General features: G+C 46.7%; 11 protein-coding genes. 5 read left to right on the top strand and 6 right to left on the bottom strand.

The annotated features are described in order from the left end of the window. Positions 1-4 precede the first annotated feature (4 nt). Positions 5-571, bottom strand: coding sequence for a type II secretion system protein (locus ACSF8X_RS20740; protein WP_500851297.1), 567 nt, complete (start codon positions 569-571; stop codon positions 5-7). Positions 572-938: 367 nt separating this feature from the next. Here ACSF8X_RS20740 and ACSF8X_RS20735 point away from each other — a divergent pair, with 367 nt between their 5' ends. Continuing rightward, a complete protein-coding gene (locus ACSF8X_RS20735) occupies positions 939-1,478 on the top strand; it encodes a hypothetical protein (RefSeq protein ID WP_047880371.1) in 540 nt (179 codons plus the stop codon). A 106-nt stretch (positions 1,479-1,584) separates the two neighbouring features. Here ACSF8X_RS20735 and ACSF8X_RS20730 read toward each other — a convergent pair whose 3' ends face one another. Beyond that, positions 1,585-3,264, bottom strand: coding sequence for an RluA family pseudouridine synthase (locus ACSF8X_RS20730; RefSeq protein WP_500851296.1), 1,680 nt, complete (start codon positions 3,262-3,264; stop codon positions 1,585-1,587). A 329-nt stretch (positions 3,265-3,593) separates the two neighbouring features. On the opposite strand from ACSF8X_RS20730, the gene ACSF8X_RS20725 reads away from it, so the two are divergent. After that, positions 3,594-4,433 (top strand): EAL domain-containing protein, encoded by an 840-nt coding sequence (locus ACSF8X_RS20725; RefSeq protein ID WP_053062412.1) that lies wholly within the window; start codon positions 3,594-3,596, stop codon positions 4,431-4,433. Between the two features lie 39 nt (positions 4,434-4,472). On the opposite strand, the gene ACSF8X_RS20720 is transcribed toward ACSF8X_RS20725, so the two are convergent. Continuing rightward, the gene (locus tag ACSF8X_RS20720) at positions 4,473-5,864 is read right to left on the bottom strand and encodes a class II fumarate hydratase (RefSeq protein WP_500851295.1); all 1,392 of its coding nucleotides are present in this window, start codon (positions 5,862-5,864) and stop codon (positions 4,473-4,475) included. Positions 5,865-6,165: 301 nt separating this feature from the next. Here ACSF8X_RS20720 and ACSF8X_RS20715 point away from each other — a divergent pair, with 301 nt between their 5' ends. Further along, a complete protein-coding gene (locus ACSF8X_RS20715; RefSeq protein ID WP_047878281.1) occupies positions 6,166-6,441 on the top strand; it encodes a PepSY domain-containing protein in 276 nt (91 codons plus the stop codon). A 108-nt stretch (positions 6,442-6,549) separates the two neighbouring features. Here the strand turns inward: ACSF8X_RS20715 and ACSF8X_RS20710 are convergent, their stop codons facing one another. Next, positions 6,550-7,914, bottom strand: coding sequence for an alpha-amylase family glycosyl hydrolase (locus tag ACSF8X_RS20710; RefSeq protein ID WP_500852139.1), 1,365 nt, complete (start codon positions 7,912-7,914; stop codon positions 6,550-6,552). Between the two features lie 376 nt (positions 7,915-8,290). Here ACSF8X_RS20710 and glgC point away from each other — a divergent pair, with 376 nt between their 5' ends. Both glgC and glgA read left to right on the top strand, forming a co-directional pair. After that, a complete protein-coding gene (glgC, locus tag ACSF8X_RS20705; protein ID WP_500851294.1) occupies positions 8,291-9,508 on the top strand; it encodes a glucose-1-phosphate adenylyltransferase in 1,218 nt (405 codons plus the stop codon). Then, positions 9,498-11,027 (top strand): glycogen synthase GlgA, encoded by a 1,530-nt coding sequence (glgA, locus tag ACSF8X_RS20700; protein WP_047878278.1) that lies wholly within the window; start codon positions 9,498-9,500, stop codon positions 11,025-11,027. The genes glgC and glgA overlap by 11 nt, the downstream gene beginning before the upstream one ends. Before the next feature lie 60 nt (positions 11,028-11,087). Here the strand turns inward: glgA and ACSF8X_RS20695 are convergent, their stop codons facing one another. Both ACSF8X_RS20695 and ACSF8X_RS20690 read right to left on the bottom strand, forming a co-directional pair. Then, positions 11,088-12,539, bottom strand: coding sequence for an MltF family protein (locus tag ACSF8X_RS20695; protein WP_047878297.1), 1,452 nt, complete (start codon positions 12,537-12,539; stop codon positions 11,088-11,090). Between the two features lie 157 nt (positions 12,540-12,696). Then, on the bottom strand, positions 12,697-13,860 hold the full coding sequence (locus tag ACSF8X_RS20690; protein WP_500851293.1) for a GGDEF domain-containing protein: 1,164 nt from the start codon (positions 13,858-13,860) through the stop codon (positions 12,697-12,699). Positions 13,861-14,042 lie beyond the last annotated feature (182 nt).

Raw genomic sequence — 14,042 nt, 5'->3', positions numbered from 1 at the left:
GGAATCAGCTACACGGTACCACCTCAATGGTTGGAAGATCCCCGTCTTCTCGTGCTGACGCATATTTGATATAGCACTGGTTGGTTTTCAGTTCTTCCATCTGATCGCCCAGGTCTTTGATGTTGTCTTTGAACGTGATGTATGACATGTGCTGCTCACCCGGTAGGTGACCATATATAGAGGCGAAATCGCCGCCGTCGCCACGTCGGAATTCAACGCCTTTGACAAGGTTGCTGATGGTCATTGGATCGGCATCGGCATACCCGTAGCGGAAGACGCAATATCCGGATGCGCCAATCTCACAGCCAGCAATGGGAATGTCGGCTTGAATGCCGTTGCCGTCAGTGATTGGGCGGTTGGAGACATATGAGTAGTGCTCTAAACCGTCTATTGCCAATTTACCGTAGGCCGAGCCCGTAGCAGACATGATTGAGCCCGCCAAATTTTTCAAGACTTCAGTGCGTGTATCATTTTGAATATTCAAGAAGCGCGGTGCTGCAACGACGGCAAGAATACCGATGAGGACGATGACAACGACTAATTCGATTAAAGTAAAACCTTTGCTTTTCATGACGTTTCCCGGATTCTGTTTTGTTGATGCATTATACGTCCAAGGTATCTACCTGATGCAATAGGGGTAATGTGAAATATTATATTCTTTGTGATGTTTTTTTGACGTCGCGGGCTATTCAGGTGTGTATTTTTGGGTTTGCGGTGACTCATTGAGGTTTATTTGGGGAGGTGCGCTGTGATGAAATGTGATGGTGTCATAATTCCAACGTCAAGGTGGCAGGGTGATACGGATGGCGGTTATGTTGCTTGGGTATTTCGCGGGATTTACTGCTGGTAAAGAGTGGCTAGGGAGATGAATTGTTGCTTGTACCAGAGCGCTTTCACCATTACTATCTGGCACATCTTTTTTCCGACAGGTTTACGTAATGGAACTTATTACAGAAGCATTGGGTTGGAGCAGTGTTGCTTTCTATATTTCCTTGACTATTTTCAATAGCATGAAGGCGACTCGCTTTGCCGCATTTGGCTCATCAGCGAATGATATCGTTTGGGCGGTATTGATGGGATGGCACGCAAAGGTGATTCTGAATCTTTCTGTCGCGAGTATTAATGCTTACCGATATGCCAAGGATTTCATGAATGTATCGCGTGAGTTACTGTTTGTGCTTGCGGCGATGATGACTGTCGGGATCGGTTATATCTTTTATACAGCGGTGTCATCTTTTATTGCCGAACCGAGTTTGACGGTCGGTTTCCAGTTTGCTGATTTAGCCGTGATTCTGGTAGCCATGTATATGACATGTTTGCGTAAGTATCGCGTATTGATGCTTATCTCTGGTTTTGTTGGCATGGTCGGTTACTACGGTAACCCGCAGATGATGATCATCAAAGCGTTAGTTATCGGCATTATGTCTTATAAGTTACTGACAAATAAGAAAGAAGAAACTGAAACGGCTGCAGCCTAGTAGTTTCTCGCCAAATTAAAGAAAAAAGCCCCGCCTGAAGCAGATTTAGGCGGGGCTTTTTTGTTGGTGGTTTCTTCTATATTAAGGTTCGCCAGGGAGGCTGTTGTTAAAAATCAGCCTCGACGCTGAAACGCATTGGCTCATGGGTAATAGGATGCTCAAGCTCAAGGGTTTCGGCATGCAGGTGCAGTCGATTGGCCTTAACCCCGTAGAGATCATCACCGATGATAGGCATATTCAAGCCCTGATGGTGGGCACAGTGTACTCGAAGTTGGTGGGTTCGGCCTGTTTTCGGATACAGGTGAACTTTGGTGTGGGTCTCTGTGCGGGCAATGACTTCCCATTTGGTTTCGGCTGGCTTTCCGTGCTCGAAACATACTAGCTGGCGAGGGCGGTCATCAAGATCGCCTCGCATCGGTAAGTTGATGATCCCGGAGTCTTGCTCGAGAACGCCATCAATCAGGGCACAGTAGCGCTTTTGGACGGTACGTTGGATAAATTGCCGTTGGAGGCTTTTGTTGGCGCGTTTGGTAATAGCTATTACCATCAGGCCGGATGTGGACATATCCAGACGGTGGACAATCAGAGGCCCAGTCGCTTGCGGGAAATGCTGCTTCATGCGCAGGTATACCGAGTCTTCAATGGTTTTGCCCGGCACTGAGAGAAATTCGGCTGGTTTGTTGACGACGGCCATGTCTTCGTCTTGGTAGATAATTTCTACCTGTTTACCTTCTGCTGGATTGGTCAGTAGTGGGTTTTCATCAACCTGCATACCTTCTAGCATATGACTTAGAATAGGCTGGCATTTCCCCTGACAGGCAGGATAGTAATGCTGGTGGCGGCGAATTTCTGATTTAGGTGAGGATCCCCACCAGAATTCGGCCAGTGCAATGGGTTCGAACCCGAACTTGAATGCGTAGTGCAGCAGTTTCGGTGCAGCGCACTCGCCGGCCCCCGCTGGTGGGATAACGGCGGTGGTATTGGCAAACAGTTCACGAAGGTCTTTTTCTTCACCGCGAATGTTGAGGAAGCGATACTGGGCGAATAACTGCTTCTGCAAGGTGGCCGATAGGGTCTTGCGCTCTTGTTTCAGAGGGGTAATGTTATTTTCGAGTGCATCTAGCTCAGCAGTGACTCTGGCAAGCTCTGCTTCCCAATGCAGTTTTAGATCGCGTAGTTGCAATTTTTCCACCACACTCTGTTGGCTCAGCTGCTTTTTCAGTTCATTGCGATCATCTACACTCATCTCGGCACTGGCCGCGCGTTGCATTTTGCGATTTTTGCGGTTTTCTACCATCATGCTTCGGTGTGTGGCGAGTGACGTCTCTGCCTGATGACGTGTTTCTTTCACGTTGGCCATTAATTGGCTACGCAGAGGATCGGCTTCTAGGGCTTTGATCTGGGCATTGATCATATTGATCTTATCCTGCCCATCAAGGAAGAAGCTGCCTTCTCTTAGCATGTCAAAAACAGGGGGGACGAAGCCAGGCAACAGATTTTTATCGGCCATTTTCCCTGAAAACGCAGACAAGTAACCTAATTCGCCGAGTTTATTTTTTACTACAAGCACCCCAAACATTTTTCCGATAGCGGTTTCAGTCTTTCCCTCTAGGCCAAAGTTGTGCTCCCAGTCTGTTTGTGTCTGCAGATGTTGCTGCAATTCTTGGGCTGCCAGCAGGCTGATCGGATGAGGTTCGTAGTAGAACGGAAAAGTGAAACGTTCAGGTAGTTCAATATTCTCAAGAGAGGCTTTGAACGGGGTAAAGCAATGTTCTGGCGAGTGCATGATAGTGTGACGTTTACCGGTTAGTTGCTAATGGGGATGCCGTGAGGCAGACGGGGCATTCTACCTTTATTTGATCTTGATCGCACTAGTCACTGCCGAGAAGGAGCGGTTGTGGCAATCATGTAGAGGGCATCGCTGAGATAGTCGGAAAATTGACGCTGTGATGGTTAAGATAAATGTTAATAAGCCATTTTGCGTCGATATAATGAATTAATTTTACGCAATAGCATTATAAAAGTGTGACTTGAATTGTAATGTTGAATTTACTTTATTTATAACAAAAATTATCCCGTTATGGTTGAAATACCTGTGTTAATGGATTTCAACCAGTGAGCAAAATATTAAGGACACGAGAGGAGCTTGAAAGATATTTAGTGCATACAGAATTTGGACACCAAGCTAATTATCTTCAATATGATTTAAAAAGTGCATTTCAGCCTATTGTAACTCGAAAAGGGGAGTTATTTGGCTATGAAGCATTATTACGTCTAGAAGACAAAACTGGCCGTGTTCTTGATACTGGGCAGGTTTTCAAATCATACCGGCCTCCGTCACCGGATATGATAAATATTGATCGTTTGGCCAGAGTAATTCACCTTAGGAATTTTGCCACCCTTTACCCTTCATCATACCTGTTCCTAAACATGACGCCATCGGCGTTGATGGACAGTGAACACCAAAATTCGACGAATTCAGTGCTTATTCCTCGTATTCAGCAATTGGGTATCCCTGCGGGTCATGTTTATTTCGAGATATTGGAGCATCATTATGACAGCGACGAGCAATTAGCCGTGGCGACAGGCACTCTGAAAGCTGCGGGTTTAAAGCTGGCTATCGATGACTATGGGGTGGATGGGTCGTCAGAGCAGCGGGTCAGAGCGCTTTGCCCTAATATCATGAAAACAGATCGTTCGTTGTTGCAACAGTATCGCTTGGGAAGGAAAGCCCCTTTATTAGATGCCATTGTTCTGGCGAAGAGCATGGGTATTAAGGTACTTATTGAGGGGGTTGAAGATGCGGTCGATTTCGCTAACGCGCAAGCGTTAGAGGCGGATTACCTTCAGGGGTATTATATTGGTCGTCCGGCTGTCGTGGACACAGTAGCTGAAGACTCAGAGCAACAGCTGTTTGTCAATCTGGCGATTAAGTTTGCTTTGTCTGCGGTGTAATGCTTCACGATTTTAGTTGCGGCTATTTTCTGAGTAGGGTTACTTTTTCCCAATCACACCTCCTTGTGTAAGCATTTTGGGATTGAGCAATGCTAGCAACTCTTCTTTGCTCAATGTCGTTTCCTCTTCTGCTACATCGAGAATGTCTCTATGTTCTCTATATGCCTTTTTAGCAATCTCTGCTGCTTTCAAGTAACCAATAATTGGATTAAGCGCTGTAACCAGAATTGGATTTTTGGATAGTGAATGCTGAATATGCGCATCGTTCACGGTGAAACCAGCAATGGCCTTGTCGGCGAGAGTGGTCAAGGCATTGGACAATAACTCAATGCTTTGCAGTAGATTATAGGCAATGACGGGTAGCATGACATTAAGCTGAAAATTACCCGATTGGCCTGCTACGGTGATTGTTGCGTCGTTGCCGATAACCTGTGCGGCAACCATAGCGGTGGCTTCGGGGATCACGGGATTCACTTTGCCAGGCATAATGGATGAACCTGGCTGTAGCGCCGGTAATTGGATATCGGCAAGCCCAGCCAGTGGCCCTGAGTTCATCCAGCGTAAATCATTGGATATTTTCATCAGCGCGACAGCGGTTGTTTTGAGTTGCCCCGATAGGGAAACCGCGGCGTCTTGGCTGCTGATAGTATAAAAAAAACTGTCACTGACATGAAATTCAATCTCAGTCGAAACAGAAATATTGTTGGCAAAATTGATGGCAAATTCAGGTGACGCATTGATGCCTGTACCTACCGCAGTACCGCCTTGACCAAGGCCGCGTAGCGTTTCAAGGCTGTGGCAAATCCCCAATTGGGCTTTGTCGAGTTGTGTAAACCAGCCTTCGAGTTCTTGGGCGAAGGTGATCGGCATTGCATCCATCAGGTGTGTTCGGCCTGTTTTTACTTTTTCTTGATTAGCCGCGATTTTATTGGCGATTACTGTCTTGCAGTGTTCTAAGGCGGGGATTAAGCACTGGTGGCATGCCAATGTGGCACTCACTTGGATTGCTGTGGGAATCACATCGTTACTGCTCTGGCTCATATTGACATCGTCGTTGGCACTGATTGCGAGTGGGGCGATCCTATTTGCCAAGGTTGCGATGACTTCGTTGACATTCATATTGGTGCTTGTACCAGAACCGGTTTGGAAGACATCGACGGGAAATTGGTCGCAGTACTGGCCCTCTAAGATTGACTGGCAACTGTCGATAATGGCGTGTCCCTTGATATTATCAATAAGTCCGAGATCCATGTTTGTTCGAGCGGCAGCCTGTTTTATGTAGGTGACGGCATGGATAAACCGTGTTGGGAGAGGAATGCCACTGAGCGGGAAGTTTTCTATTGCACGTTGTGTTTGTGCTTGGTAAAGCGCATCGGTCGGGACTTGGATCTCGCCCATGCTGTCTTTTTCTGTCCGGTAACGTGACGGCATGTTCTTGTCTCTAAGGCTGGCTGATAGAAATATCTTAGTGGAAACCCTGCCAGTTTGCGCTGTGGGACACGTTGCGGTAAAGGGATCGGTAATTAAGTACCCTGTCTTGTTGTTTTAATTCTCGCGGATAGGCCAGATACTTATTCGAACAGGTATTATGCTGAAAATGAGAGTTTTATCTCAGTATGATGTACGGGTAAGAATAGTATCGTGACTGCCTTCACGTTAATCTTGTCGTGCAAGGGATAGTTTGCTTGTTCTGATATGATAGCGATATGTTTTGGGAAATGCAGGAGCAGCCATGAAAAGTAATATAGCCATTATGGGACTGGTGATGGGGTCAATCATGGCAATGTCTGCTCACGCTGATCCGGTTGAGCCGCCGTCAGCGCCAGCACTGACTGTACCTAAGGCGATGCGTATGTTGCAGGCCGAGGGGTATTATGATTTTCGTAAAATCAAAGTTGAACAAGATGACCATGAGATAGAGATTGAGGCGCGAAATCCTGATGGGATGCGTGTGGAGGTAGAGTTAGATTTGTTTAGCGGTAGAATTCTATCGGTTGAGCGTGACTGACCTCTACATCCTTTGTATATCCAGCAGAGGCCTCTGTTTGAACCGGGTCGGAAGTATCAATAAGAAAGCCGTGGTTACTGAATAAATAGGCCTACCACGGCTTTGCCTTTAGTGGTGTGGGGAGCGGCATAGCATCATTGCTTGTTTGGCTGCCAGCACTACACTGCCTGTTGTATTCGTTACCATTAACGGCGTACCTGATATAAATTCGTAGTATTGCCCTTCGGGCAACGTTATCTTGAGCGCGATATCACCACGGTTGATAGCGACAATCCCTTCATCGCCACGGCTGAATACCAAGTGGTCGATACCCACCTCCATGATTGCCATCGGCAACCCATGCATTCTGTTGTGGAAGGCGATCATTCCCTGTAGAGCAGGGTTCTGCCAACTGTTTTGCCATCGTGGATTACCTTGGCTGTTAACGATATTGCTGGTGTTTAGGTCGCTGTATATCAGCGGTACCCCTCCGTCACGGCCCAGAATGTAGCTGTAGGCGAGGTATTCGTTTGTTTCTGACATGACTTGTTCAAGAAACACTGCGTTATTGGGGATATCGTGAGTGATCGCGAAGGTTATTGCTCTGTCATACGCGAGCGCTTCACCCACCGAATATGGATTGCTCAGATCGGCCATTGGTGCTTTGTTTTCTAGCACATTGTAAATGGTGTGGAATAAAGGAAAGTCATAGGCTCCGAGGGGGGTATGTTGTAAATAGGGGGCAAGAAAGAGGTTGTACTCTTCTTTGCTTGCTCCACCATCAGTAATGATCTCGCCAAAAATATGCAGCCCGTCAGGAATCTGGTTACCCCATAGTCTATTAATGTGATCGATAGTTAAGTGTTTTGCAGCATCGATCCGCACGCCTTTTATGCCTAATTGCATTAGGGCGTTTAGGTAATTTTGTTGTTGTTTTACTACATTGTCATTCGTTCTTAGCGTAGGCAACCCCGGGTCGGTATTCCCCCCACTAATACGTCCATGCTGAACTTCCCACGGGCTTCGCCAGTTTTTGATCGGGAACGCGGTGACAAAATCGGACTTAGTGAAAATCGGTTGGGATAAATCACCGTAGAGTTTTATTTTTTCAACGTAATCTGCCTGTGCTTGGTACTCGGCAATGGTTGCTGATGATGGGTAGGAAAGATCATCCCGGATCGATGATTCATTGGCCATATGGTTGAATACAACATCGGCATAGGTGTGCAGTCCATTCTGGTTTAGCGATTGGATCATTGCCTTGAAGTCATCGGTATTTCCTAGCTGGTTGTCGATGACGCGGTAATCTTGAGGTTGATAGCGTTGCCACCAAGGCGTGCCTCGGTCGCTCTTGTGGGATTTCATCGGTGGAGAAACCAATACCGCCTTGAATCCAGCTCGGGCAATAGCTGCGGCATGTTTGGCGATATCGCCGTAAGGCCAGTCAAAAGCATGAAGAATCACGTTGGTTGCAGGTGATTGATGGTTAGTCATGGCTGGGTGTGTCACGAGAACTCTCCTTAGTTTGAACGGTTGGAGTCTAGCGATTGGCGGTGCAAAAGTATTCATCTCTTGGTGACCATTTGGGGGAGTAGACTGAGGGAGGAGAGAGTCACGCCTCTTTTCTGTGGTGGGGGGAGTTAATGTGTGATGGGGTGATAAATTACCAGTGGTAGCGATGTTACCAGTTACCCATCAATGTTACCGCCTGGCGGCAATTGTTTGCTTGTATGCCCTGATGCTATTTGAGTTATTTGTTATTGTGGTTATTTTCGAAAAAAATCAACATTTTTTCTGCTTGGGGCATTCTCAATAGGCATGCTCATATGATATATATGTCTACGGTTGCTTATTAACACGGAGGTACACCATGGCTGGTGTTTTAGGAATGATTTTGGCAGGTGGCGAAGGGTCACGCTTACGTCCATTAACAGATACGCGTACGAAGCCTGCAGTGCCATTTGGTGGCAGTTACCGTCTCATTGATTTCGCGTTGAACAATTTTCTTAATGCGGATTTGATGAAAATTTACGTGTTAACCCAGTTCAAGTCGCAATCTTTGTATTTGCATATGAAGAAAGGCTGGAACGTTTCGGGGATTACGGGGCGTTTTATCGATCCAATACCCGCTCAGATGAGGATGGGTAAACGTTGGTATGACGGCACTGCTGATGCGATTTATCAGAATTTACGGTTTGTCGAGCTAGAAGAACCGGATCAGGTGTGTATTTTTGGTAGTGATCATATCTATAAAATGGATGTGAAGCAGATGCTTGATTTTCACATTGAAAAACAGGCCCACCTAACTGTAGCCGCACTGCGTATGCCATTGAGCGAAGCGAGTGCGTTTGGTGTTATTGAAGTCGATGAACAGGGTTGTATGGTGGGCTTCGAAGAAAAACCAGCCAATCCTAAAGCCATCCCAGGTGATCCCGAATCTGCATTGGTTTCAATGGGCAATTATATTTTTGAAACCGATGTGCTGTGTAAAGAGTTGGAAGAAGACGCATTGAACGAGTCATCTAGCCATGACTTCGGCAAGGACATTATTCCTAAACTGTTCCCACAGGGCAAAGTGTTTGTCTACGACTTTACGACTAATGTGATTCCTGGTGAGAAATCTGCGGGTTACTGGCGTGATGTCGGTACGATAGAGTCATACTGGCAGGCCCATATGGACTTGCTGGCCGAAGATGCACCATTTTCTTTGTATAACAGCCAGTGGCAGTTGCATACCTATTATCCGCCATTGCCACCAGCGACAGTGCTTGATAGTGATGAGTGTAAGGTTGATATCAATAACTGTATGATTTCGGCAGGGAGCTATATTCGAGGCGCCCGTGTACATAAGTCAGTGTTGGGTTTCCGTACCAATGTGGATCACTGCACTACGATAACGGAATCAATCATTTTAGGTGATGTGAAGATTGGGGCAAATTGCTCTATACGTCGTGCGATTATCGACAAGAATGTGCAGATAGCTCCAGGCACCGTGATTGGTGAGAATTTGGAAGAAGACCGCAAGAAGTACCATGTGTCAGACGATGGAATTGTCGTGATACCGAAAGGAGCGAAAATTGGTTACTAAGAAAAAATCGACTTCTAACCCTCTGAAAATCCTTTTTGTTGCTTCAGAAGTTGATGGGTTGGTGAAAACAGGGGGCTTGGCGGATGTGGCGAAGTCTTTGCCTGCCGCGCTAAAAGCACAAGGGCATGACGTACGTATCGTTGTGCCGTTTTACCGCCAGATCAAAGAGAGCGCTGAATCGGTCCAATTGCTGGAAACCACCTTGTGTGTTGAAACTCAGCCTAAAAGTGTGGATTACCGAGTTCATCAACTCCATAGCGGCGATGTTACGGTTTATAGTGTTGATGCCCCGGTTTATTTTGATCGTCCGGCACTGTATGCCGAAGAAAATGTTGGTTATCAAGATAACGGCGAGCGTTTCGCGTTTTTCAGTGCTGCGGCGCTGGATTTATGTGAGAAAGTGGCCTTCCAGCCAGATGTTGTCCATTGTAATGATTGGCATACGGGGTTAGTGCCTTTCTTGCTTAGAACCCGTTATGCCAATAGCGCTTTCTTTGCAGAGGCCAAGAGTGTGATTACGATTCACAACGCGGTATTCAAAGGGGTCTTTAATTATGACCAATATAGCCTGATCCCTGAATTGATTCAGCGCCGCTATCTTCAGCTTGAGCAGGATCATTCGCATATCAGTATGCTGAAAGCTGGGGTTGCATATGCAGACAAAGTGAATGCTGTCAGTCCCAATTATGCCGCCGAGCTGTTAACGGAATTGGGTTCGCACGGTATGGCTGCTGATTTCCAGCAACGCGCGGCTGATCTCTATGGTATCGTTAATGGTTGTGATTATGGTGATTGGAATCCTGAAACGGATCCGTATATCAAGCAGAACTTCAAGGCGAGCAAAGTCAGTTTGGCAAGGGGGAAGAAGGCGTGTAAACGCGATCTTCAACAGCAGGTTGGTTTGCCAGTGGTTGATGTTCCCGTATACGGGATGGTCTGTCGTCTGACAGAGCAAAAAGGCATTCACTATCTATTACCCATCTTGCGCGATTTTCTGGTTAACAATGTACAGGTTGTTATTCTGGGAAGTGGTGATCCGGTATTGGCGAAATCACTGCGTGATGTGAGCGAGGAGTATGCCGAGAAACTGGCTTTTGTTGAAGGGTACAATAACCCGCTAGCTCATAGTGTCGAAGCTGGGTCGGATTTCTTCTTGATGCCTTCTGAGTTTGAACCATGTGGCTTGAATCAAATTTATAGCTTGGCTTATGGTACATTGCCTATTGTCCGAGCCGTCGGCGGTCTGGTGGATACGGTGATCGATTATGATCAGACACCTCAAGTTGCAACTGGTTTTATCTTTAAGGCTCCAACGCCTGAAGCGTTGCTGATTAAGCTTCAGCGCAGCTTGTTGCTATATTGCCAGAATCCTCAGGAAATTAAGCGATTGCAGCAAAATGCGATGGCGAGCCGTTTTGAATGGCAAGATGTTGCAGAGCAGTATGTCCGGATGTACAACGGCGAAGAGGATACGGCCTTGGGAAAGGTGTCGGCGAATCAGGCAGCACTTAGCAGCTAGCGATAGCGAAGACGAACGATAAGCCTTCTGTTGTAACAGAGGGCTTTTTTTGTTGCGGCGTTAGCGGCTTAGTAGAAACCTCAAGTTAGGTGTTTTTGCGCTGCGTTGCCCTGCGGCGTTTTGTAATGAAAAGATCTGCTTGTAGATGGTGAAGTAGCGATTGATGTTGCCGACATAGGTAATTGGTTCCATACCGACTTGCTCTCTGACAAGAATTTCCACGTTGTTGAACCATTTAGTCGGATCGTAGCCTCGTTCTTCGGCTTCTCCTCTGATCCTTCTTATTCGATTGGGGCCGGCATTGTAACTGGCAAGGGCAAAATAAAGCTGGTTTAACTCGTCGGTTTCATCATCAGCCACGTATTTTTCCCGTATGTAGTCCATATATTTGACGCCAGCATGGATATTATTGTCAATTTTGCCTATGTTGCGAACATTAATGTAGGGCTCTCGTGCTGTAGAGGGAAGCACTTGCATGATGCCGACGGCACCGGCATGGGAGCGCTTGGACTGGTCGAACTGTGATTCCTGAAAGGCTTGGGCTGCGATGATCAGCCAATTGATATTGTACATATCGCCATAGTGGATAAACCGGTCTTCAAGCGACTTGAACTTCTTGATATTGGAGGGACTGACAACCTTCTGGAACCATGCCTTACTATTGAGGTAGCGGTTGAAAATGACATTGCCATTGAGGGTGCCTCGGCGATTTTTTTCGATAAACCCGTTGACGATCTTGGCTAGGTGGGGACTGTCTTTGCGAAAGCTCCAGCCGATACTGGCATTTTTTCGGAGAGGGAATTCGGTATGGATCTGCAAATTGTCGGTAACGAGATCCCAAAATTCTGCTTTGTGAGAATCCATGACAGTCATGGGGATCAAGCCTTGCTGGATCATTTGCAACAACTCGTAGTCTTGCAACGTTTCCTCGAGAAAGTGTACGTACATGGGCTCTTTGTCGATCTTTTCAAGTTGATGGTTGATTTTGCGTACGCTTTGGTAGTAGCTAGAACTCGCCCTGACCCAGACACTCTTTTCTGACAATTGTTCAATATGACGTATTCGAGGATGAGAGGTATGGGTGACGAAATATTCACTGATATCTGTCAATATTGGCACGCTAAAGTCGACGACTCTCTTGCGGCGTTTTGTTTCGGTCAGGTTGGCGGCAGCAATATCACCGACGCCGTTGAGCAGGGCCGGTAATAGTTGATCACGGTGGAGTGGAATGATCTGGAGCCGAAACCGTTGTTTGGTGGTTTCTAGTAGGTACTTTTCGAACAGCAGTAACATCTCAGAAACCATCCCTTTGGGTTGGCCGTTATCCAAGTAATAGAAGCCGAGATCAGCGGCGACTAATATCCTTATAACACCTACATCCTGCATAACGCTGAAATCACCGGTATATTTATCTTCGGGGATGGTGGCGATCTCAAAAGCATTGCCGACACCAGAAGCAAAGAGGCTAGCAAACAGGGCGAAGATAAAGTGATAACGTCTAACGTGATGCATAAACAGGTTACCCAGCCGACAATTAACCAAGTATATACCCATATGCAGGAAGCAGAACGAGTGTGTTATTTCATGTTATCTCAGCACGGATGAACTCCCGCCCGCCATTGAGGTGGGCACGGTAAGCCATGTAAGGTCAATATGACAGCGAGATCTCTCATAGTGCATGGCTGTACTGTCTGGGTTCTGCCTGAATTTCTCCGACACTCTGGTTTCGACCTCTTTGTTTGGCTGTATAGAGGTTGAGATCTGCACGTTCAAGGAGCTTGGCACTGATCTTTTCATCGTTCATCGAGGCATAACCAATACTTACCGTGACGAAGGCGTCAGTCTGACTGGCTGGGTGGGGTATCGATGCCATTGCGATGTGCTGGTGGATGCGGTGCGCGACAGCCAAAGCGCCGTCGGGGGCTGTATTTGGCAAGATAACGATAAATTCCTCGCCGCCATACCGCGAAACGGAATCACTTTTGCGCAATAGTGCCGCCTCTAAAATCGTAGCTACTTGTTTTAGGCAGGTATCACCTTGAGGGTGGCCAAACGTGTCGTTGTATTGCTTAAAGTGATCAATATCGATGATTAGCAAGGCCATCGGCTGGTTGTCCCGCTTGCTGATATAAAACACCTTTTCTAATTCATATTCAAAAAAGCGTCGATTATGGATACCGGTAAGTTGATCTCGGGTGACGAGCTGATCGAGCTGGTCGATCAGTAGCTGTTTGTCATGCTCTTTGTTCACATTGCTGATAAACCAGTGGTAGAGGATACGCCGGCCACTGAACACAATAAGTATGGTTGCAATGAGTTTTTGTACAGGAAGCAGAACACTGCCGTCGCCTTGGTTTAGGGTGGCATAGGTGCTGGCGAGGAGTACGGGGATAATAACAATGTATGTTGCAGATTTAGACGCAAAGAAGCCAAGAAGCGCCATCATTATGATGAGATCGGCGAGGATCTCCGCATTGGTAAAGATATTACCCAACCAAGCGAGATGGAAGATTGAAGCTGTCCAGCTTAACCCAAACAGGGTGGCGAAAAGAATGAGCTTGTTTTTCCCGTTGTCTGCTCGTGAATTTGGCGGCGGCCGTGGGGTATGGTCGGAAAATAATCGCAGGCCACCAATTGCAAGGAGTGTCTGACTACCGTACAGCAGGTAGCTGGTGAGCATATACGGAGGACTTTCTTCAATGCTATTTAGCCAAAGGCTGGTGAGCATAAAGAAAAGCAGCATGAGTGATAACCATGAAACCCAGCGGGCAGCTTGGTACAAAAGTTGTTGAGCACGGTAGTTGATTCGTTCGTTTCTGGAATGAAAAGCCATATCACTATCGGTTCGAAAATTTGTTCTGACCCTAGTGTATATGACCCTCATAAAGCAAGTGTTATTTTGAGTTTCTTTCGTGATCTTATGCAATAAAAGTGTTGACTTTGAAAGGTGGTTTTAGATGAATTTTTTCAAATTGAGACATTGGCAAAAACATCGGTTGCAACCTGTTCGCTCTT

Source organism: Photobacterium panuliri, from assembly GCF_059920555.1.
The sequence above is the reverse complement of the archived record's forward strand: the minus strand, read 5'-3'. Positions and strand labels throughout refer to the sequence as shown.